Raw genomic sequence first — 21,349 nt, 5'->3', positions numbered from 1 at the left:
TTAAAAAAAAAGGTGATCGCACTCACCATCAACTAGCAAGTGCGATCGCCCTTTGTTTCAAAGAATACTAGCCTTGTGAATAAGCTTCCATCGGGAGACAAGCGCAAACAAAATTGCGATCGCCAAAAGCATTATCGATGCGTCCGACAGTAGGCCAGAACTTGTGTTCTCTCGTCCACGGCGCAGGATAGGCAGCTTGTTCGCGGGAATAGGAATGATTCCACTCGGAAGTCATTAAGGCTTCTGCGGTGTGGGGTGCGTTCTTCAAGACATTATCTTGAGCGTCCATCTTACCCGATTCAATTTCCGCAATTTCCTGCCGAATCGAGATCATCGCATCGCAGAAACGATCCAGTTCTTCCTTCGATTCGCTTTCTGTGGGTTCTACCATCACCGTACCCGCTACAGGCCAAGATACGGTAGGGGCGTGGAAACCATAATCCATTAAGCGCTTGGCGATGTCATCTACTTCGATACCCGCAGATTTTTTAAGCGATCGCAAATCTAAAATACACTCGTGCGCCACCAAACCATTCTGCCCTTTGTACAAAACCGGATAGAAAGCTTCTAAGCGACGGGCGATGTAGTTGGCATTGAGAATCGCTACTTTTGTCGCTTCTGTTAAGCCTGCCGACCCCATCATGGCGATGTACATCCAAGAAATGGGGAGGATGCTGGCGCTACCCCAAGGGGCGGCTGCAACGGCACCGATGCCTTGTTCGCCGCCAGTTGGGACAACTGAGTGCCCCGGTAAAAATGGCACGAGATGCGGCATTACCCCAATTGGCCCCATTCCAGGCCCACCGCCGCCGTGAGGGATACAGAAGGTTTTGTGCAAGTTTAAGTGACAAACATCTGCCCCGAAGTCTCCGGGACGGCACAAGCCGACTTGGGCGTTCATATTCGCCCCGTCCATGTAAACTTGTCCGCCGTTGGCGTGGACAATATTGCAGATTTCTTTAATCGGTTCTTCAAACACGCCGTGAGTGGAGGGATATGTCACCATCAAAGCGGCGAGTTCATGGCGATGCTTCTCGGCTTTCGCTTTGAGATCGTCTACATCAATATTGCCTCGATCGTCGCAAGCGATCGCTACCACTTTCATCCCACACATGACCGCACTAGCAGGATTTGTCCCGTGGGCTGATTGAGGAATCAGACAGACATTCCGATGTTCTTCCCCGCGACTTTCGTGATACTGACGAATTACCAGCAGTCCCGCGTATTCGCCTTGAGATCCGGCATTGGGTTGCAGAGAAATACCCGCAAAGCCAGTGATCTCAGCTAACCACGCTTCAAGCTGCTGGAACAGAATTTGATAACCTCGTGTTTGCGAAGGAGGGGCAAAAGGATGAATTTTGCCAAATTCTGCCCACGTTACCGGGATCATTTCCGCAGTCGCATTCAGCTTCATCGTGCATGAACCCAAGGGAATCATCGATGTTGTCAGCGACAAGTCTTTCGCCTCTAAACGGTGCAAGTAGCGCAATAACTCGGTTTCTGAGTGATAGCGGTTAAAAACGGGATGCGTTAAATAGCTGCTTTTCCGGGCAAAGGGACCCTCTTTTAGGGACGGGGTTACGCCCTTACCCAACTCTTCCACCGTAAACGGCAACTCATGTGTCCCAGCGAAAATTTCAAATAGGTCTTGTAAGTCCTGTAAGGTTGTGGTTTCGTCCAAGCTGATTCCGACCGCATTTGCATCCAGAATCCGCAGATTAATCTGACGAGCTTGGGCATCTGCGAGAATCTCTTCGAGAGTACGTTTGCCCAACTCTACCCGCAACGTATCAAAAAATTGCTCTGCACCGATGCCGTACCCCAGCCGCTTCAATCCTGACGCCAGAATTCCCGTTAGCTGATGGATATTCTGGGCAATTTTTTTCAGTCCCGCTGACCCGTGGTAAACGGCATACATACTCGCCATCACCGCCAGGAGAACTTGCGCGGTACAAATATTACTGGTCGCTTTATCGCGGCGGATATGCTGTTCGCGAGTTTGCAAAGCTAAACGCAGCGCTGGCTTGCCGTTGGCATCCTTAGAGACGCCGACAATTCGCCCCGGCACCTGGCGCTTATACTCTTCCTTGGTGGCAAAGTAGGCTGCATGAGGCCCCCCGTATCCGAGGGGAATTCCAAAGCGCTGAGTGCTTCCTACCGCAATATCTGCCCCAAATTCTCCCGGTGGTGTCAGCAAAGTTAGGCTCAAGGGATCTGCTGCCACGGTGACTAAAGCACCCACGCCATGAGCTTTTTCTACAAAACCCTGATAATCGTAAATCGTGCCATCCGTAGCTGGATATTGCAGGATTGCTCCAAAGATTGCTTGCTCAAAATCAAAGTTCTGATGAGCGCCGACAATAACCTTAATGCCAAGCGGTCTTGCCCGTGTTTGCAATACTTCAATCGTTTGGGGATGGCAGGCGCTAGAGACAAAAAAGGCGTTTGCCTTGGTTTTACAGAGGCTATAACTCATCGTCATCGCTTCTGCGGCTGCGGTTGCTTCATCGAGTAAGGAAGCATTGGCAATTTCCAGACCTGTCAAGTCAATGATCATTGTCTGGAAATTCAGCAGCGCCTCTAGTCGCCCTTGGGCAATTTCTGGCTGATAGGGGGTGTAGGCAGTGTACCAGCCGGGGTTTTCTAAAATATTCCGTTGAATGACTGGTGGGGTAATGCAATCGGAATAACCCATGCCAATCAAGGAGCGAAATACCTGATTTTTGGAAGCGATCGCTTTCAATCGACTCAGCGCTGCGTACTCACTCTGGGCTGGGGGAAGCTGGAGCGAATCTGTTTTCGGAGTTGCCCCATTCAGAGAACGCGATCGCCGGATTGCCTGCGGAATCGTTTGGTCGATTAGGGCATCTAGGGTCGATATCCCCAATACCTCAAGCATTTGCTGGACTTCATCCGGGCTAGGGCCGATATGTCTCTGTACAAAAGAAATCGGCTCTCCCATTTCTTCTAGCAGATGCTGACGGCTAGACTCGGTATGAGGGATAGAAATTACCACAGGTTGCTCTCCAGACGCGACTATTTCATATTTTGCAATAATTTTTCGGGGTCAGGCGCTGTAGAAACACCGATTTGCCGCGTCTCGAAGTTACTGCAATTTTAGATTTTAGATTTTGGAAGGAATTATTTATAGGACTTACGCAGAGATCCCCCTTGCATCCCCCTTTAAAAGGCTACGGTGTACAGACATCTTTGGTTAAGTGGCAAAACGTTGATCGATCCCCCTAAATCCCCCTTAAAAAGGGGGACTTTGACATTTATTTCCCCCCTTTTTAAGGGGGGTAGGGGGGATCAAAACGGGACTTGCAAGTTCAAGAAGACTTGTGTGTACACCGTAGCCTTTAAAAAGGGGACTTTTCCGGCTCGTCCGAAAAATAGGGGGTTAGGGGGATCTCGGCTTCAAGCTTGCAGTGGGTAAGTCCGGATCTACTCTCCTTCCACCTGCGAACGATACTCATCCGCCGATAAAGCCTCATCCAGCTCATCCGGGTCGTTAATCCGAACTTTTAAAAACCATCCTTCGCCGTAAGGATCTTCCGATACGTGTTCCGGAGCTTCCAAGATGGCAGTATTGCGTTCTATAACTGTCCCGCTGACCGGGGCATACATATCTTCAACCGCTTTCACCGATTCAATTGTCCCAAAACTCTCTCCCTTTGAGAGGGCGTCTCCGACTTCTGGCAAATCCAGAAATACAATATCGCCCAGCTGATCGATTGCAAAGGCGCTGATGCCAATTGTGGCAATTTCACCCTCCAGTCGCACATACTCGTGAGAATCCAGATATTTTAGGTCTTCAGGATATTCCAGAGCCATTGCACTTCCTTCCTCAAATACGCGCTCAAATAGCTTTAACCAGCCATTAAGTTTACAGCTTCAAACCGTAATATCAGAAACATTATGGATAAGAAAAAGCTTAAACGCCTGCTTTTCGGTGAGTTTTCTCTTAAAAGACTTATGCGCTCTGCCATCTTCATCTACGCTTTTCTTTGCTTCTATGCCTATTTCTTTTCCGATAGGATGATTTTTCTGCCCCAGCCGTCCAGCTATCGGGACAGTAGCGAGATTCTCAAGCTAACCACGGCGGACGGTGTGCAAATCTCGGCAGCTTATCTGCCCAATCCCGATGCCACTTACACAATTTTATATAGTCACGGTAACGCTGAAGACTTATTTGATGTCTTGTCGGTACGTCAAGGTTTGCGGGACATGGGCTTTGCTGTCTTCGCCTACGATTATCGCGGTTATGGAACCAGTCAGGGAACGCCTACCGAGCGCAATTCTTATCGGGATATCGACGCTGCTTATACTTATCTGACTCAGCAACTGGGTGTGCCACCGAATCGAATTATTGCCTATGGGCGTTCGGTGGGAAGTGGGCCAGCGGTGGATTTGGCTTCTCGTCAACCGCTTGCGGGTTTAATTGTGGAAAGTGCTTTTGTTACAGCATTTCGAGTCCTGACGCGCATCCCAATTGTGCCGTTTGATAGGTTCCGCAATCTCGACAAGATTAAAAAGGTGCGTTGCCCAGTCTTGGTCATGCACGGGAGGCGGGATGAAGTGATTCCCTTTTGGCACGGGGAGCAACTTTTTGCGGCTGCGAACGAACCGAAGCGCTTTTTGTGGGTGGATGAGGCAGGTCACAATGACTTTGGCTGGGTTGCAGCACAGCAGTCGGAGAAAGCTGTACGGGAGTTTGCCCAGTTGGTGGAGCAGTTTCAGCGCAATCTGCCCAGAGGATGAAGCTTGGGGATAGGCACACTCCCCGCAGGCTTGACTGAAAACGCGATCGCTTGACGCTTGAAGCCGTGCAAATAACCTGGATTACTGACTCTCCGCCAAGTCGGCAACAACGCCCTCTAATCCCGCTACTACCCGTGCCAAACGGTCGTAATCAATTTTATCGGGGGTATCTTGTGAAGTGTGATAGTGGAGGTAACGGGAGGGTGCAGTGTCTGTGACGATGATACCGGGATAACCTTGCTGCCAGAAAGACCATTGATCCGACCAGCCGACGCCGGGAATACTTTCTGGGAGGGCGGCACCTTCGGAGGGAAACTTCGCATGACGACGGAAAGAGGCGATCGCTTTCCTCAACAAATCAGCAGAGGTTGGGTTGCTCACAAAGGCAATAAAGTTACCCTGTGAGGGATAGAACAGGCTTAAGGGAAATGGGTAGTTCTGGGTTCCTGGCTTGTCGGAGTAGTAGCCGATTGTTTCCAAACTGAGCATGGCGACAATATTGTCACCGGCGTTGCGGCAGCGTTTGGCATAAACGACGCTTCCCATCTCCGCCGTCTGGAAAAATGGCGGTTCCTCATTCACAAACTCAACGAAGCGCAGAGTTCGGGAGGTCTTTTTTCCAGCAAAGGCACGCGCCAACTCTAGGACGGCTGAGGCACCCGTGCCGTTATCATTGGCACCGGGACTTCCAAATACAGAGTCATAGTGACCCCCAATCACCACAATCTCGTCGGCTCGATTTGTCCCAGCAATCTCGGCTTCTAGGTTGTAATAAGTGTTCTCAGCAATTTTGTATCCTTGGCGTTGAACTTTGTAGCCAGCACTGCTCAACGATGCTTCCAAGAAATCAGCCGCCGCCGCTAGATTCTTATAGTTTGAGAAGTTATGTTCTCCTAGTTCACCGGCAATCTTTTCCACATCTTGCCGGAGGGCATCTCGCAGCGTTTCCTCCTGGGGAGTCAGCGGCGGCAATGCAGCTTGGTAACTGACTCCGGGCATCCAAATCGATGTAAACCACGCCCAAGCGATCGCAATACCCAGAAGAATGCCGATGATGGCAAGCCTAATCAATGCCGCCCGATTCACCAACCACCTTCTCCAGCCACCTCGGTTCGCCATACATTTACTTGCTAGGAAGACGACTGGGGGAGCGATAAAAAGGTTTTTTAACCACAACGGCTGGATAAGCTTTGCCCCGAATTTCTACTTCCAATTCCTGACCAATCTGAGCCAGATTCGGAGGAACATAGGCCAGGGCGATGGGTTGCCCTACCGTTGGTGCTAAGGTACCGCTGGTGACGACGCCGATGGCTTCACCGTTGGATAGCACCGGGTAGCCATGACGCGCAATAAAACGCCCCTGCATTTGCAGTCCTACCAAGCGTCGTTCTACGCCATTTGCCTTCTGTTTTTCTATGACTGGACGCCCGATAAAATCGCCTTTCGTATCCAGATGAACCAGCCAACCCAATCCAGCTTCTAAAGGGGTGGTGCTTTCGTCCATATCTTGCCCGTAGAGGCCCATTGCTGCTTCCAGGCGCAGGGTGTCTCTGGCACCAAGTCCGCAGGGTACGACACCAGCAGTGAAAAGACTGCGCCACAAGTCTACCCCCACTTCTGGGTCTACCATGACTTCAAATCCATCCTCTCCCGTGTACCCAGTCCGGGCGATGAAAGCTGGCTCATTCAAGACGGTTGCTTCCAAATGTCCAAATGCCTTAATCGGCGTCAGGTCTTCCTTGACAAATTCCTGAAGATATGACATTGCTTGTGGTCCCTGAACGGCAATCAAAACTTTTGCTAGGGAAAGATCCTCGAAATCAATTTGAGAAGATTCCAGTTGGGCAAACAGCCATGCTTTGTCTCTGGATCGAGTGGCGGCGTTGACAATCATCGCTCCTCGCTGCTGGCCGTCTGCATCTTCGCCCTGATAATAGAAGATAATGTCGTCCAAAATGCCGCCGTGAGAATTCAGCAGGACGGTGTACTGAGATTCACCAGCTTTCAGGCGGCTCAAATCTGAGGGAACGAGAGGCTGTAAGTACGAAATCAGCTGTTTCCCTTTGAAGGTAAATTTCCCCATGTGGGAGATGTCGAACATTCCCGCTGTGGTGCGGACTGCCAGGTGTTCTTGTCCGATTCCGGTGTATTGTACGGGCATTTCCCAGCCGGAAAAGGCAGTCAATCGGGCTTTTTGTTCGAGGGCAAGTTCATATAGGGGAGTACGGGCAAGCGCCGCCTCTGGATGCAATTCTTCTGACTTAGCCACAGATAGTCATTCCGTCGCAGGTGGATATCTTTTATCCTACGGGATGCTTCTTGCTTGAGCAGTATAAAACGGCAGGTAGCGATCGCACTCTTTGGATGTATTGGATGCGATAGCGAAGCGCTGACTTGTCAGTTCGCACTCTTTGGATGTATTGGATGCGATAGCGAAGCGCTGACTTGTCAGTTCGCGCTTTCACTCAGTGCCTCTAATTTTTGTAGCTTGGCGATTGGAAATCGCAGCTACACAGACGAAACCCGCAAGCCACTCTACACCTTTACGGATGACCAGCAGGCGATCGTCCTTCACCCTGATTGGGCGACTTACCTACAAGAGAACGATGCCCAGATCCAGCAGTGGGCTTTTGATGCGTGGGTGGAGTACATGGAGCGGTGCAATCCAGGCGTTGACCATATCGCCAGCAAGCTCCCGCTGACGCTTCTGATTCTGACGCTGCATTCGGGTGGCTTAAACTGGCATCGCCATCTAGCTCATGTCCTGAGCCTATTTGATGCCAACATTGCCAGTTAGAAGCGACCTGGGCGATCGCAGTACGGCTATACTATTAGCACATTAAAACCATAATTTACAGCTAAAATTTTAGTTTTGAATGGCACTCCACTAGATATAGTGGTAGACGATTCACATCTAAAAGAGATGGCGTAGGGAAAACTAACTGTTAAAGTAAGCAAACAACGCTATTGGTAGTGGGTATTTGTGGCAAAAACGCTAAGTCTGTTTGAAGAAGATCGATTGACGCTGCCGAGGAGCATTGAGCTATCGGTGGAATCGTTGCGTCACTATGGCTGCTTCTACAAACACTGGGCGATCGCCTTCTCTGGAGGGAAGGATTCCTCTGCTACTGTTACCCTCATTGCCCACCTGATCGAAACGGAGCAAGTTCCCAAACCTGAGAGCTTAACCGTCCTTTACGCCGACACTCGCCAAGAGCTACCACCCCTGTATTCGTCTGCACTGGGGATTTCGGAGGAGCTTCGCAAACGCGGGTTTGAAACCCGTGTAGTCTTACCGGAACTAGATCACCGCTATTTTGTTTACATTCTAGGTCGAGGAGTTCCGCCACCCTCTAATACCTTTCGCTGGTGTACACCCAAGCTGAAGGTGATGAGCATGGAACGGGAGCTAGAAGCCCTACGGCAGGAGCGGGGCGAAAAGTTTTTGATGATCACAGGAGTACGGATTGGAGAGAGTGCCGCCAGAGATCAGCGGATTGCGATTAGCTGTACGAAGGACGGCGGAGAGTGTGGTCAAGGTTGGTTCCAGCATTCGTCTTCGGGGGCTGTAGCAGATACGTTAGCACCGATCGGTCATTGGCGGGTCTGCCATGTTTGGGACTGGCTGCTTCACGCCGATTTAGAACTTGGATTCCCCACCTTTGAGATTGCCAGGGTCTACGGGCAGGATGTCAGCGATGGGGAGGAGCCGCTTAATGCCAGAACAGGTTGTATTGGCTGTCCCCTCGATCGCGTCGTGGCTCAGCCAGAATGGACTTACTTGGCACCTTTACAAAAGCTAAGACCCCTGTATTGGGAAATTAAGAAGCCGCAGTATCGTCACCGTAAACATGGAGAGGTCAAAAAAGATGGCTCTCTCTCAGCCAAGCAGAATCGTTTAGGACCACTTCATATGGATGCTCGTCGTTGGATGCTTGAGCAGGTTTTGGCAATTCAGGATGAGGTTAATCAAGCCGCGATCGCCCAAAATCGTCCAACGATCAGCCTAATCAACCAGGAGGAGCATACCCGCATTGAGGAATTGATTGCAGCAAATACTTACCCCGAAAAGTGGGATAGTACAGAGCCAAGAGGAGATGAATGGCTGCCTGAGATTCTATCGGATGGTAGCATTCAGTCACTACTCTTTGGGTCAGACTTTTGATACTAGCTAAATGACAAGTATGAAAGAGGGAACTATTGTTCAAACAATTGCTAAAGTAATGCAGATAGCCAATAGATCTCTGTCAATTTCAGAAATTTATCAACTTATCACTGATCACGATTTCTACAAATTCAAAGCTGATGATCCGGTTCATATTGTTCGCAGTCAGGTTAGACGCCATTGTGAAGGATTAAATTTCTCTTCTGCCTCTTCCAAGAAATACTTTATTCTATTGAAGAATGGAACCTATTGGTTGAAAGGTGCTCCATTAGAGCAAAGCGACAAAGCAGTTGAGGAAGAGGTTCGTGGTGGCTTTCTTGAAGAATTAACACTACTTCATAAAAAGTATATTGCTGATTTTAGAACAAGAATTTTAGAGCAACTGAAAAGACTTGATCCAACTACCTTTGAAATCTTTAGTAAGCGACTTTTAGAAGTATATGGTTTTCATGATGTTGAAGTTACTCGAAAAAGTAGGGATGGAGGAATCGATGGTTTTGGAAAGCTGAAAGTTGGGTTGGCTGATTTAAAGGTTTCTTTTCAGTCTAAACGATGGAAAAAGACTCCGGTTGGAAGGAAGGAAATTGCTCAATTTAGAGGTGATATTCAGGGTAAATGTGAGCAGGGATACTTTTTTACGACATCTAACTTCACGTCAGAAGCTGAAAAAGCCTCTTTTCAACCGGGTGCTGTTCCTATCATTTTAGTTGATAGTTCATTGATTGTTGATTTAATGATAGATAAAAAATTTGGCGTTGAGGTTGAAAGCCTTCCAATTTATAGCAATGCCTTGGATTTGGTAATATCTGAGATAGATGGTTCACTTAGTTAAACAAGTAAAATTATGGAAAATAGAACAATTGCTCAAGCTGTAATCGAGGTGCTGAAAGCCGCTCAAAAACCTATGTCTGCGGCTGACATCACCCATGCAATTGTTGACCGGAAATTGTATGAATTTAGTGCTAAAGATCCTAAAGGAATTGTGCGTGGAGCAATTGAGCGTCGCTGTGAAGGGATAAACCGGAAGAATACAACTTCCGAAAAGTATTTTAAGAAACTTCCAGATGGCAGATATTCAGTTATTAACTGACCATCTTTTGCTGCTCTTGTAGTAGTTATTAAGAAAGCATAGAGGCTTAGTGCTGAAAATTTAGGACAGTAAGTATGTCAAGTCAGAACAAATATGACATTAATCCAGGGCAAGCACTGAAGATCTTTTTAAAGGAACTTTATCCTCCTAGTCAACGAGATCAAACCTGCTCCATCTTCAAGATGGATGATGCTTTAGCATCTGATGGGCGTCTTTTTGAATTGGCTTATGAAAGCAGTATCAATTATCTAATTAGGCGACTTTTAACTACTACTGAATACCTAAGTAATAAATTCAATCCTGCTGAGTATCCTAGTGGAAGGTATATTGAGGAAGTTAGAAGATTTTTGAAGGAATACACGCATATTCCAAGAAACAAAACTGAAAAGTTGCTCATCTTACTTCTAGATTGTTTAAGAGAGAAATTTAAAGAGCCTAGTGCTACAACAAAGCGTAATTTAATAAGACGAGCTAGAGATACTGGTCAAAGATGCTATATATGCGGATGCTCTTTGGATTTTGAGCAAGAAAATCTATACAATTCAGCAATTATCGAGCACGTTTGGCCCAGATCATTAGGTGGAGCGAGTGACAATACTAATCTGAGAGTTTCCTGCAAACGTTGCAGCGAGATCAAGTCTAATTATATTGACGTGGCAGATTTCCACTATGAGGAAATCTGCTTAAGCAGCGACAAAAACAGTGTGCATTTCTTCAATAGTTTGGAGTGGGAATATAGAATAGCGATTTTAATGAAAAATAGCTTCAGTTGTGTAATATGTGGCAAAGAACCAGCCTATGAAGGTGAATTAGAATTTTGCAGGCAAGAGACTGAAGATAGCTGGCATTTCCTAAATGTTGATACTTATTGTAGTCAACATGCTAGGGAATAATCAAAATAGAAGAGATTATAAAACTATGGAAAGCAGAAATTATTTTGGCTGTCGCGTAATTCAACGTTCCGATAGTGACACCACAGCCTTTTTTGTTTTCTATGCTCGTGCGAAAGATATTAAGGAATGGGCAGGCGTAAGAAGGGTTCAAGATTTTTCTGAAGGCACCCAACGTCCTTTCCGAGAGTCACGAGTAAAAGCAATTACTCGCTTCATCAATTCTGATTCTAAGAATACTATCCCAAATAATGTTCTTCTAGCATTTGGACCGAGTGGAGCCAGGTTTACATCTTTGAATAAAGAAGTTTCTGACTGCTTATCCGAAGTTGATCCCTACAATAACTGCGATGGACAATTGACATGGGGAATATTAAGTTTTTCATTTGAACAGAACTTACCGGAGCATCTTCGTCCTGCATTTATTGTGGATGGACAGCATCGTATATTTGGAATATCTGATTTTCAGGGAGAGGATTTACCTGTGCTTGCTGTAACTTTATTAGATGCCTCTCTTGAAGAACAAGCATTTCAGTTCATTGTAATTAATAACAAAGCTGTTCGAGTACCAACAGACAATGTTAAAGCAATCATTGCAAACTTAGACGAGGAATCACTTCAAAGTAGACTGTTAAAAGCAGGAGTAAGATATGGGGATACCTCCCCAGTGTTAAGAGATATTAACGATTTACTAATTAGTCCATTTAGAGGATTACTAGATTGGCCTTATAACAAAGTTGGTCAGAAATTAGTTCCTCTCACTGCTATAGAACAAGCATTAAGGTACATTAGGTCAGTATTTCCGTTCCTGGATGAAGATGAAGACTCAATGACTGAGTTTTTCTGTTCTATATGGATGTCCATAAGCAAAAATTATTCAAGCTTATGGGGAAAAGAAAACAAATTTATGACGAAAGTTAATATTAATGCGCTGAACGAATTTGTAATTGATCGATTGCAGAAGGCTTGGGAATTTGGACTAGTAGATATTTTTTCCTCTGAGAGTGTAGAAACACAAGTCGTTGAGAAAGCTATTGGACAAGTTCCAGAAGAGTTTTGGCAAGCTGAGTGGTCAATCAGAATTCAAGATAATGCCAATGTTAGGAAGATGATTAAAGAGGATCTAGAGCAGATAATACGTAATGAGAGATTAAGGGAAGTATGGCACGCAAAGCTACAGCTGCCAGCCATGAACGATTAAAAGCAATTACCTCATTTGCTAGACGTATTCTCTTTTAAGGATACTAATTTCTCTACGCTTTTAATGTTGGAATCCCCTGCTAGATAACCAATTTCTTGATGTAAATGTAAACGGAACTGAGTTGCAAGAACCTCTTGGTTAATAGGTAAACCATCATTGTGACAACGTTGTTTGAGTGCTGTTAAAAGTACGTCAGACATATTACCGCCAAATACCTGCCAATTCATTTCAACATTGCTATCCACAGGAATCGGGATAGGAGATGGTGGGGTCGGTTCTGCTAAAGAACGGCAAAGCGCCCAACGGCAGAGAACGTTTCACTGGTCAATTTTAGTAGACCGCTTAAGTTTGATCAGTTGATCCTTGGCAGCCTGAGAAATACGAACTCGATCAACAGGAGGTTCCATAGCCTTTACCTGAAGTAACCGAACTTCGTTTGAGTTTGGTGCTTAGTGCGATCGTACTTAAGAAAGTATTCACGAGCGATCGCCCCATTCTCCCGCAACCGCTTCACCTCCGTCTTGCCAATCTCAGTATCGGTCGAGAGCAAAAGCACTTGGTGGCTTGCTTGCGGAAAGTAGCGATCGACCAGATTGGCACGATGGGAGGAATCGAGCCGACCCAGTGGAGTGTCTATTGCCACAGGTAACTGCCGACCAGAGGCACGAGCTAATCCCCACAATAGGGAAATCGCCAGTAGCTGCTTTTCACCAGGGGACAGCCGATGTTTAGGTACGGGCTGCCCTTCGTAATCAAACAGGGAAAGGCTGAAGGTTTCGGTGTCGATTTGGACACGATGCACCAAATTCGACTTGTGCAGCAAGTAGAGAAAGCACTCCGTCACCAGAGTTTCAAGCTGGTTCAGCTTACGGAGTTTCAGCTTTTGCTTGAAGACTTTGAGGGTATCTTGGACTTTAGCAATCGCCGCTAGTGTATGCTCGTCATTTTTGCGGTCGATCGCCAGCTTGCCATAATCCATTAGTTCTTGCCTGGTGCGAGCAAGTGTTTGTTCTGCTTGGTCAAGAAGCCGCTGACTATGTTCGCGATCCGCTTTGAGGCTCACGACTTCTTATGACTTTACCCATAAGTTTGCCATTCCAGCAAACTTATGGGTAAAGTCACAGGAGAGGGATTGGGGGTGAGGTTTATTCTTATGGAGCTAAGCGGATTCGAACCGCTGACCCCCTCAATGCCATTGAGGTGCTCTACCAACTGAGCTATAACCCCTTACGGTGCTTTATGATTATGCCTTAAAAATTCGCAAGTCGTCAAGTAAAATTTCCGCAACGATAAATTAATAAAACGAACAGGGGTGTTGAGCAAGATGGCTGATATAACCCATGTAGCTGTTCATCAGGAAATATACAACTAGCATGGCGGCTGCGGATAGCGCCACCAGGGTGCCAGCAAGCATTAAAGAGAACTCCTGTTGGTCGAAGGCTTCCTGCATCAGGTGCAGCGACCACGCCACCAGAGCCACATCAAAAATTAAAATACCAACTAACATAATTTACGTTTTGTAACACTTCCTTTATTCTAATATATACAACCGAACAGATTGATGCTACAAAGCCAAAGCCGCTTCTTCCAGAAGGAAGAAGTTTCGCCTTTACAAAAGCCGCACCGGCACCTGATGCTCTGCGAGATAGTTTTTGATTTCTGATACAGTGAGTTCTCCGTAATGCAGAAGGGAAGCCAGCAGGGCAGCTTCTGCTTTGCCTTCCGTTAAGGCGTCATAAATGTGACTCGTGTTACCAGCACCACCGGAGGCAATCACTGGAATTTGTACTTGCTCCGCTATGGTACGGGTAAGCTCTAAATCATAGCCTGCTTTAGTTCCATCGGCGTCCATACTGGTGACGAGCAGTTCGCCCGCGCCGCGTTGCTCGACTTCTTGCGCCCAATTGATCGCATCAATGCCTGTGTTTTCCCGCCCACCACGCACGTAAACATCCCAACCGGGGTTGGTGGGGTCTTGCCGTTTTCGTGCATCAATTGCTACCACAATGCACTGGTTGCCAAAGCGATCGCTCGCCCGATCGATCAACTCTGGATCGCGTACCGCCGCCGAGTTAATGCTGACTTTGTCTGCGCCAGCCCTTAACAATTGTTTAATATTTTCTAAGGATTGAATTCCCCCGCCCACGGTAAGGGGGATAAATACCTGCTCAGCGGTGCGATATACCACATCCAGAATGATGCCCCGGTCTTCGTGAGTGGCAGTAATATCCAGAAACACCAACTCATCTGCACCCGCCTGATTATAAGCTTGTGCCAGTTCCACCGGATCGCCAGCATCCTGGAGATTGACAAAGTTAACCCCTTTGACAACTCGCCCCGCTTTCACATCTAAGCAAGGCAGTATTCTTTTTGCAAGCATGACAATCCTCTGGTTCCCCGATGTAATGATAATGAAAGCCTATACACTCTAGACCTTCTGTGTCTTCATGTCTTGGTATTGTTTTTAAAATAAATTTTTAATCATGGCGATAATTTCTTCTAAACAACAGCCTCAAGAACCCAACGGGAAACCCCAGGAACGCCGAAAGCCAGGGGGACGCCGCAAATCTCAGCCAGAGGAAACGGTTGAAGAGTTATTACAGCCAACTGTCGCAATGGACGAAACCGAGAAGCAGGAAGAAGGTCTGCGACCCCAGCGGCTGGCTGACTATATCGGGCAAAAAGACCTCAAGGGCGTTCTAGAAATTGCGATTCAAGCGGCAAAAGGCAGAGACGAGTCGATGGATCACTTGCTGCTGTATGGCCCGCCGGGTTTGGGAAAAACCACGATGTCGCTGATTTTAGCGACGGAGATGGGAACCACTTGTAAAATCACATCTGCACCCGCTTTGGAGCGTCCCCGCGATATTGTAGGGATACTGATGAGCCTGAAGCCGGGAGATATTATATTTATTGACGAAATCCACCGCTTGAGTCGGATGACCGAGGAATTGCTTTATCCGGCAATGGAGGACTTTCGGTTAGATATTACGATTGGCAAGGGTCAAAGTGCGAAAACTCGCAGCTTGCCGCTACCGCCGTTTACGCTAGTAGGCGCAACGACGCGGGTAGGTTCGCTGTCGTCACCGTTGCGCGATCGCTTTGGTTTAATTCAACGGTTACGCTTTTATGAGTTGGATGAACTGATTTTGATTGTGCAGCGGACTGCTGAGGTGATCCAAGCCCCGGTTACGCCGGATGGTGCTGAAGAAATTGCCCGTCGTTCCCGTGGAACTCCCCGAATTGCCAATCGCCTTTTAAAACGGGTGCGAGATTTTGCTCAGGTAAAAAAAGTTGGGGAAATTACTAAACCTGTTGCAGTGGAAGCTTTGGAAGTCTTCGGTGTAGATCCAATGGGTTTAGATTGGGCAGATCGGTTAATGCTGACCGTGATGATAGAACAATTTAATGGGGGGCCTGTAGGCTTGGAAGCGATCGCCGCCGCCACAGGGGAAGATGCCCAAACGATTGAAGATGTCTATGAGCCGTATTTATTGCAGATTGGCTATTTGCACCGAACGCCTCGCGGTCGCATTGCCACTCCCGCAGCCCGAAAGCACTTAGGATATGACTCGTCATTATTCTAAGGATAATAAGCTAAAGACAAATGACGAATACAGCAGTAGTAGGATGGGCATTGCCCAGGAATTAGCTTTCTGCTGGGCAGCGCCTATGCTACCAAAATCTAAAAGCCAAGATAATATGATTCGTTGGATTCTGACTTTACTGAGCATTCTGTTTATTACTGTTTCAACTGGGTTCGTGAATGCGCCGCCAGCGATCGCCCAAGAACCACCTTCCACTTACACGGAAACTGAGTTGCAGGAAGGAGACGAACTAGCGGCTAAAGCGTTTACCGCGACAAATGCCGGTGATTTTGTTACGGCTGAAGGGCTTTGGACACAGCTAATTGAGCGATTTCCCAGTAATCCGGCTATTTGGAGCAATCGGGGAAATTCCAAGGTAAGCCAGAATAAATTGTCAGAGGCGATCGCTGACTTTAATAAATCTATTGAACTTGCTCCAGACGCCACCGATCCCTACCTGAATCGCGGCACAGCATTAGAAGGACAGGGGAAATATTTGGAAGCGATCGCCGATTACAATCGGGTGCTGGAAATCGATCCCAAGGATGCAATGGCTTACAACAACCGGGGGAATGCCAAAGCGGGATTGGGCGAGTGGGAGGAAGCGATCGCTGACTACAAAAAAGCCGCCGATCTCGCTCCTAATTTTGCGTTTGCCAGAGCCAATTATGCGATCGCGCTGTATCAAATGGGCGAGCAAAAAGAAGCGATTCGCACTATGAAGAATATTGTTCGTAAATATCCCCAGTTTCCTGATATGCGAGCTGCCCTTACCGCTGCTCTCTGGGAACAGGGAAATCGGGGTGAAGCCGAAAGTAACTGGGTTGCCGTTGTCGGAATGGATCGCCGCTATAAAGATATTAACTGGGTAAAAAATGTTCGCCGTTGGCCTCCAGTCATGGTTGCCGCCTTAGAGAAATTTCTGAGTCTACAATAAAGGCGATTGCAACTACCCCTAAGGTTTGTGCCACAAATATCAGAAAACCGCCTTCTTAAAGAAAGCGGTTTTTTGATTGAGGAATTTTCCGTATAGAGCTTCTGTATATAAATAGCGATCGCGTTTAGTGAGAAAGGGCGATCGCGGTTTTGATTCACTTCTAGGGATGACCTGGAAGCGAATCAAAACTTTTCTACAGTTCCAAGGTAATCTGCCTTGCCACAATTCCCCCTCACCCTGCCAGGTAAAAAAGAATCACCCATTCAGGTTAGCGATCGCCTTTTCTAACAATCGATAGACGCCGGAGGAGGCATCACAAAACACAAAAGCTCGAAGAAAGAACTTTTACCTTTTGTCTTTCTACCCAATCCCCCCCATGACTGGGTGGAAGTAAAAAGCCAACGCCAAAATTGCATAAGCAGCCAATAGCAGCGTACCTTCTAACCAGTTCGACTTGCCATCAGAACTAATCGAATTGGCAATGAGTACCGACACCGCCACTGCCACCAATTCAAACGGGTTGAAGTCCAAATCCATCGGTTTGTGCAACGCCCAACCTGTCAGAACGAGAACCGGAGCCACAAATAAGGCAATCTGCAAGCTAGAACCCACCGCCACTGAGATAGAAAGATCCATCTTATTTTTCATCGCTACGGTGACAGCGGTAGCGTGTTCGGCAGCATTGCCAATAATCGGAACCAGGATCACCCCTGTAAACAGCGCCGTCAGACCCAGTTGGGAGGTGGCTTCTTCCAAGGAGGAAACCAATAGTTCCGACTCCGCCGCAACCAGTAGCGTTGCGCCTAATAGCACTCCAATCCATAGGGGCAGGTTAACTTTATGTTCCGGATCTTCTGGAGCGAGATTTGACTCAGCTAACTCAGTGAGTATCTCCTGTTCTGCCACACCCGCATCGTAGAGATAGCTGTGGGTCTTCATCGAAAATAGCAGCGTCAACCCATAGACTCCGATTAATACTACGGCAACGGCGACCGAAAGTTGCTGGACGATGGCTTCATCAATCCCGGTGGAGGTATAGTCCATCGCGGTTGGTAACAGCATTGCAATCACTGCTAGGTTCATTGCCGAGGCATTTACCCCTGCCACCATTGGCTGAAATTCCTGCTCTTTGAAGCGCAAGCCCCCCAATAGCATGGAAAAGCCCATGACCAGGAGTAAGTTGCTGATAATAGAGCCGGTGATACTCGCTTTGACGACATCCACCAGCCCCGCGTTGAGGGCAACGAGGGAGATAATGAGTTCGGTGGCGTTGCCAAAAGTAGCATTCAGCAGTCCTCCCAAGGAGGGGCCAAGAACAACCGCGATTTCCTCTGTGGCGGTGCCCATCCAAGCGGCAAGGGGAATAATCCCCAGACAAGCGGTGATGAAGACGACTGACGATCCCCATTCCAGAAAGTGGGCCGTAATGGAAATAGGGATAAACAACAAAAGAATGGAAAAAAGCGTGTTTAGAGACAGCATCCAAATTATTCGTATTTAGCTCGTGTCTAGGATAGCCGCTTGTTGAGTGTTCTGGCTTCTTTCAGTCTTTGAGTATGTAACAGAATATTTCTTTAGATGCAGGATTCCTTAAGCAAAGTTAATTTACTATTCATTTGCATGAAGTTAGTGTTCCAAGCATGGCAGCATTACGCTTGAATCATGTAAGTAACAAGTAACTATCCTGGCTTTTCAATTTTGTTCATTGACCGTTACCGGCATGGGGCACAGGCAGTTGCTCATCGGTACGGGCAAAATAATTGGATGTTAAACCGATTGCTTTGATCCCCCCATTTAAGGAGAGAAGGCTTCGCCCCCAAGAGTCTTTACCATGTTTGGGTGGTGAGTCTTCGCCTTCTCCAGATGGACTGATTTAACTTGCTGTTTCCCTGGCGTTCAAGTAAACGCGGGGATGCTCAGTCTATCGGGATAAGTTATTGACCCTAATTTTTTACTAATTTTGGATGCGATCCTATGACTTCTGCTGCTGAAAGACCAGCTTCACAGTATTCTGCTGAGGGAACAGCAAACACCAGTGTAGCAACCGATCCCCTGCAAACGGCTACCGGCGTTTATGTTACGGTTCACGGTCATTTTTACCAACCGCCCCGCGAAAACCCTTATCTAGATGCGATTGAACGGCAGCCGAGTGCGTCTCCGTTCCATGATTGGAATGAGCGGATTCACCATGAATGCTATCGCCCGAATGCCTTTGCCAGAGTGCTAAATGACCGGGGCGAAGTCGTGGGGATCGTGAATAACTATGAGTATTTCAGCTTTAATATTGGTCCCACATTGATGTCGTGGCTGGAACGCTACGACGTGGAGGTATATCAGCGAATTCTGGAAGCGGATCGCAAAAGTAGCGATCGCCTGAACGGACACGGCAATGCGATCGCGCAAGTCTACAATCACATCATCATGCCGCTTGCCAACGAGCGGGATAAGTACACCCAAATCCGCTGGGGTAAAGAAGACTTCCGCTCCCGATTTGGGCGAGATCCCGAAGGAATGTGGCTGGCTGAGACTGCCGTAGACTATGCAACTTTAGAAGCATTAGTTGCAGAAGGAATTAAATTCATTGTTTTAGCACCTTCTCAAGCTGAACGTTGCCGCCCGATCCCCACAGACGAGCAGCCCGTGACCCAGTGGTTGGAAGTGGGCGGTTCTCAGATCGATCCCACCCGTCCCTATCGCTGTTATCTGAAACCCACACTCAGCACGCAAGATTCACCCCTCAGTGCTGAGTATTCATTCCCCACCAACCAAACCTCCGATACCCCTTACATCGATATCTTTTTCTACGATGGCCCCATCTCGCGGGACATGGGATTTAACGATGTACTGGGCTGGGCGGGTACGCTAGCTGGGCGCATCGGTTCAGCAGTGCGCGGGGATCGCCGGACTTCGCAGCTCATCTCTGTTGGCACAGATGGCGAAACCTTTGGACACCACAAAAGCGGTACAGAGAAAACCTTAGCCTTCGCCTTTGTAGACGAGTTTCCCCGGCGCGGCTGGACTGTCACCAACTATGCCCATTATCTGAGTCTGAATCCTCCCGCCTGGGAAGTGGAACTGAAGCCAGTCACGGCTTGGAGTTGCGCTCACGGAGTGAATCGATGGCAGGATGATTGCGGTTGCGGTGGCGAAGGTGGCGTTTGGCATCAGAAATGGCGGCGTCCCCTGCGGAATGCCCTAGATTGGTTGCGGGATCAGTTAAGCAAAGTTTATGAAGAAACGGGTCGCCAGTTCTTCCGCGATCCCTGGGCTACACGGGATGAATATATCCACGTAATTCGCGATCGCTCTCCTGCCAATGTAGAGCGCTTCCTCGCCCGCCATCGCACCCGCAAACTAACACCATCAGAACAAGTAGATGCCCTGCGCCTATTGGAGATGCAGCGCCATAGTCTGCTGATGTACACCAGTTGCGGCTGGTTTTTTGAAGAACTCTCAAGACCCGAAGGAACGCAGATTCTCCGCTACGCTGCTAGAGCCTTAGAACTTGCCGGTGATGTCTCTGGTGTGCAGTTGGAAAAAGGATTTATCAAACGCCTCTCCCAAGCTCCCAGTAATGTTGATTTATTCAAGCACGGAGCTGAGGTGTATCGGCAGCTGGTAGTCAGTGCCCAGATTGGTATAGAGCAAGTGGCAGCACACTATGCTATCAGTTCCCTATTCACCACCTATCCCCAGCAACAGCGGGTCTACTGTTACGATGCCCATCAGTTGGATTACCAGATGCAACGCATGGGATCGCTGACTCTAGCGGTGGGCCAACTGCGACTAACTTCAGAAATTACCTGGGAAAGTACTCATTTAGTCTTTGCCGTTCTTCATTTGGGCGGCTGGGATTTCCATTGCTGCATTCAACCATTTGGCGGTCGCCGGACTTATAGCCAGATGAAGGAAAAGCTGTTTGCGGCGCTGCAACAGGCGAGTGCTGCTCACGCGATCCTGGCGATGTCCCAACTATTTGGGGGTAATTCATTCAATTTGCAGAAATTATTTGCTGAAGAACGGCACCGGATTATGCGGCTGCTCAGTCAGAAAACTTTAACCCGCCTAGACCAGCTTTATACGCAGGTTTACCGGGATAACTACGGCATCTTGATGGCGTTCCAGCGCGATGAGCTGCCCGTTCCGCAAGAGTTGCAAGTAGCCGCAGAAGTGGCAATTTCTAACCGCGCCCGGATGTCTCTACGGGCACTGGAGCAAGAAAACGGCGAACCCCAGCAAGGTTTAAATCAGCTGGCAGAACTGGAAGCGATCGCGAAAGAAGCGAATCAACTGCGCTGTCAGTTGAATATCCCCGATGCCAAGCAAACTTTAGAGCAGTTGATCTTGCGATCGCTCTGGAAGCTTCTGCACGACTCTAACCCAGCCACTCTAGAAGCAGATATCCAACGCTTAGAGCGGATGATTTCTGTAGGCAATCAGCTACACCTCGGCTTATCTTTGCATCGCCCTCAAGAACTCTACTTTAGCTGTCTCCACAGCCAAATTGTGCCTCTGCTGGAGTCAGAAACTAACGGCAATTCGTCTCAGCTACGTCAGTTGCTATTACTCGGTCAAAAGCTAGCTGTAGATGTCAGTCCCTGGTTGAACCAACTGTCATAAATGTCACGGGTAATGGGGAATTGTCCGACGAATCACCCATTACCTGAATCGATTAGCTGCTCTCAAATATTAAGGGGTAGGTTTTGTAACCTACCCCT

At 47.9% G+C, this 21,349-nt stretch carries 17 protein-coding genes, 1 tRNA gene and 2 pseudogenes; 10 read left to right on the top strand and 10 right to left on the bottom strand.

Going from position 1 to position 21,349, the window contains the following annotated elements; all coding sequences use genetic code 11:
* Nucleotides 1-67: 67 nt before the first annotated feature.
* Nucleotides 68-3,016 carry an aminomethyl-transferring glycine dehydrogenase gene (gene gcvP / locus NC994_RS08480; RefSeq protein ID WP_190432725.1) on the bottom strand — a complete coding sequence of 983 codons (2,949 nt, stop codon included), beginning with the start codon at nt 3,014-3,016 and terminating at the stop codon, nt 68-70.
* Between the two features lie 428 nt (nt 3,017-3,444).
* Nucleotides 3,445-3,834, bottom strand: coding sequence for a glycine cleavage system protein GcvH (gcvH, locus tag NC994_RS08475; RefSeq protein WP_190432723.1), 390 nt, complete (start codon nt 3,832-3,834; stop codon nt 3,445-3,447).
* A gap of 84 nt (nt 3,835-3,918) precedes the next feature.
* Here gcvH and NC994_RS08470 point away from each other — a divergent pair, with 84 nt between their 5' ends.
* The gene (locus NC994_RS08470; RefSeq protein WP_190432721.1) at nt 3,919-4,761 is read left to right on the top strand and encodes an alpha/beta hydrolase; all 843 of its coding nucleotides are present in this window, start codon (nt 3,919-3,921) and stop codon (nt 4,759-4,761) included.
* An 81-nt stretch (nt 4,762-4,842) separates the two neighbouring features.
* Here the strand turns inward: NC994_RS08470 and NC994_RS08465 are convergent, their stop codons facing one another.
* On the bottom strand, nt 4,843-5,880 hold the full coding sequence (locus NC994_RS08465; RefSeq protein WP_190432719.1) for a M28 family peptidase: 1,038 nt from the start codon (nt 5,878-5,880) through the stop codon (nt 4,843-4,845).
* A gap of 4 nt (nt 5,881-5,884) precedes the next feature.
* Nucleotides 5,885-7,030 (bottom strand): glycine cleavage system aminomethyltransferase GcvT, encoded by a 1,146-nt coding sequence (gcvT, locus tag NC994_RS08460; protein WP_347276930.1) that lies wholly within the window; start codon nt 7,028-7,030, stop codon nt 5,885-5,887.
* A gap of 54 nt (nt 7,031-7,084) precedes the next feature.
* Between gcvT and NC994_RS08455 the strand changes: the two genes are divergently transcribed.
* The 6 genes from NC994_RS08455 to NC994_RS08430 all read left to right on the top strand — a co-directional run bounded on the left by NC994_RS08455 (nt 7,085) and on the right by NC994_RS08430 (nt 12,107).
* Nucleotides 7,085-7,558, top strand: coding sequence for a hypothetical protein (locus tag NC994_RS08455; RefSeq protein WP_190410766.1), 474 nt, complete (start codon nt 7,085-7,087; stop codon nt 7,556-7,558).
* A gap of 186 nt (nt 7,559-7,744) precedes the next feature.
* Nucleotides 7,745-8,926, top strand: a complete 1,182-nt coding sequence (locus NC994_RS08450; RefSeq protein WP_190410767.1) for a phosphoadenosine phosphosulfate reductase family protein — start codon at nt 7,745-7,747, stop codon at nt 8,924-8,926.
* Between the two features lie 19 nt (nt 8,927-8,945).
* A complete protein-coding gene (locus NC994_RS08445; protein ID WP_190410768.1) occupies nt 8,946-9,758 on the top strand; it encodes a restriction endonuclease in 813 nt (270 codons plus the stop codon).
* A gap of 12 nt (nt 9,759-9,770) precedes the next feature.
* Nucleotides 9,771-10,016 carry an HTH domain-containing protein gene (locus NC994_RS08440; protein WP_190410769.1) on the top strand — a complete coding sequence of 82 codons (246 nt, stop codon included), beginning with the start codon at nt 9,771-9,773 and terminating at the stop codon, nt 10,014-10,016.
* Nucleotides 10,017-10,090: 74 nt separating this feature from the next.
* Entirely contained in the window at nt 10,091-10,909 is an 819-nt protein-coding gene (locus tag NC994_RS08435; protein WP_190432717.1) for an HNH endonuclease, read from the top strand.
* The gene (locus NC994_RS08430; RefSeq protein WP_190410771.1) at nt 10,872-12,107 is read left to right on the top strand and encodes a DGQHR domain-containing protein; all 1,236 of its coding nucleotides are present in this window, start codon (nt 10,872-10,874) and stop codon (nt 12,105-12,107) included. The genes NC994_RS08435 and NC994_RS08430 overlap by 38 nt, the downstream gene beginning before the upstream one ends.
* A gap of 11 nt (nt 12,108-12,118) precedes the next feature.
* On the opposite strand, the pseudogene dndE reads toward NC994_RS08430, so the two are convergent.
* From dndE to hisF, 5 genes and pseudogenes are all read right to left on the bottom strand, one after another.
* Nucleotides 12,119-12,514, bottom strand: a pseudogene (dndE, locus tag NC994_RS08425) (DNA sulfur modification protein DndE).
* 5 nt (nt 12,515-12,519) lie between these two features.
* A pseudogene (gene dndD, locus NC994_RS08420) lies at nt 12,520-13,164 on the bottom strand (DNA sulfur modification protein DndD); the annotation flags it as partial.
* A 97-nt stretch (nt 13,165-13,261) separates the two neighbouring features.
* A tRNA-Ala gene (locus NC994_RS08415) sits at nt 13,262-13,334 on the bottom strand.
* A gap of 67 nt (nt 13,335-13,401) precedes the next feature.
* Entirely contained in the window at nt 13,402-13,614 is a 213-nt protein-coding gene (locus tag NC994_RS08410) for a hypothetical protein (protein ID WP_190410773.1), read from the bottom strand.
* Between the two features lie 102 nt (nt 13,615-13,716).
* Nucleotides 13,717-14,487, bottom strand: coding sequence for an imidazole glycerol phosphate synthase subunit HisF (gene hisF, locus NC994_RS08405; protein WP_190432715.1), 771 nt, complete (start codon nt 14,485-14,487; stop codon nt 13,717-13,719).
* Nucleotides 14,488-14,590: 103 nt separating this feature from the next.
* On the opposite strand from hisF, the gene ruvB reads away from it, so the two are divergent.
* Entirely contained in the window at nt 14,591-15,694 is a 1,104-nt protein-coding gene (gene ruvB / locus NC994_RS08400; RefSeq protein WP_190432713.1) for a Holliday junction branch migration DNA helicase RuvB, read from the top strand.
* Nucleotides 15,695-15,809: 115 nt separating this feature from the next.
* On the top strand, nt 15,810-16,631 hold the full coding sequence (locus NC994_RS08395) for a tetratricopeptide repeat protein (protein WP_190432822.1): 822 nt from the start codon (nt 15,810-15,812) through the stop codon (nt 16,629-16,631).
* 360 nt (nt 16,632-16,991) lie between these two features.
* Here the strand turns inward: NC994_RS08395 and cax are convergent, their stop codons facing one another.
* Nucleotides 16,992-18,113 (bottom strand): calcium/proton exchanger, encoded by a 1,122-nt coding sequence (cax, locus tag NC994_RS08390; protein WP_190410779.1) that lies wholly within the window; start codon nt 18,111-18,113, stop codon nt 16,992-16,994.
* A 492-nt stretch (nt 18,114-18,605) separates the two neighbouring features.
* Here cax and NC994_RS08385 point away from each other — a divergent pair, with 492 nt between their 5' ends.
* Entirely contained in the window at nt 18,606-21,251 is a 2,646-nt protein-coding gene (locus NC994_RS08385; protein WP_190432711.1) for a DUF3536 domain-containing protein, read from the top strand.
* Nucleotides 21,252-21,349: the final 98 nt, after the last annotated feature.

The sequence above is a fragment of the Trichocoleus sp. AS-A1 genome, assembly GCF_039962015.1.
GTDB lineage: Bacteria > Cyanobacteriota > Cyanobacteriia > Cyanobacteriales > FACHB-T130 > FACHB-T130.
The sequence above is the reverse complement of the archived record's forward strand: the minus strand, read 5'-3'. Positions and strand labels throughout refer to the sequence as shown.

Excerpts from the sequence above, each read along its gene's own strand:
- ruvB (WP_190432713.1), top strand. The coding sequence starts at position 14,591 with ATGGCGATAATTTCTTCTAAACAACAGCCTCAAGAACCCAACGGGAAA.
- NC994_RS08435 (WP_190432717.1), top strand. The coding sequence starts at position 10,091 with ATGTCAAGTCAGAACAAATATGACATTAATCCAGGGCAAGCACTGAAG.
- hisF (WP_190432715.1), bottom strand. The coding sequence starts at position 14,487 with ATGCTTGCAAAAAGAATACTGCCTTGCTTAGATGTGAAAGCGGGGCGA.
- cax (WP_190410779.1), bottom strand. The coding sequence starts at position 18,113 with ATGCTGTCTCTAAACACGCTTTTTTCCATTCTTTTGTTGTTTATCCCT.
- NC994_RS08440 (WP_190410769.1), top strand. The coding sequence starts at position 9,771 with ATGGAAAATAGAACAATTGCTCAAGCTGTAATCGAGGTGCTGAAAGCC.
- gcvH (WP_190432723.1), bottom strand. The coding sequence starts at position 3,834 with ATGGCTCTGGAATATCCTGAAGACCTAAAATATCTGGATTCTCACGAG.
- NC994_RS08445 (WP_190410768.1), top strand. The coding sequence starts at position 8,946 with ATGAAAGAGGGAACTATTGTTCAAACAATTGCTAAAGTAATGCAGATA.
- NC994_RS08465 (WP_190432719.1), bottom strand. The coding sequence starts at position 5,880 with ATGGCGAACCGAGGTGGCTGGAGAAGGTGGTTGGTGAATCGGGCGGCA.
- NC994_RS08430 (WP_190410771.1), top strand. The coding sequence starts at position 10,872 with ATGTTGATACTTATTGTAGTCAACATGCTAGGGAATAATCAAAATAGA.
- NC994_RS08410 (WP_190410773.1), bottom strand. The coding sequence starts at position 13,614 with ATGTTAGTTGGTATTTTAATTTTTGATGTGGCTCTGGTGGCGTGGTCG.
- NC994_RS08470 (WP_190432721.1), top strand. The coding sequence starts at position 3,919 with ATGGATAAGAAAAAGCTTAAACGCCTGCTTTTCGGTGAGTTTTCTCTT.
- NC994_RS08385 (WP_190432711.1), top strand. The coding sequence starts at position 18,606 with ATGACTTCTGCTGCTGAAAGACCAGCTTCACAGTATTCTGCTGAGGGA.
- NC994_RS08395 (WP_190432822.1), top strand. The coding sequence starts at position 15,810 with ATGATTCGTTGGATTCTGACTTTACTGAGCATTCTGTTTATTACTGTT.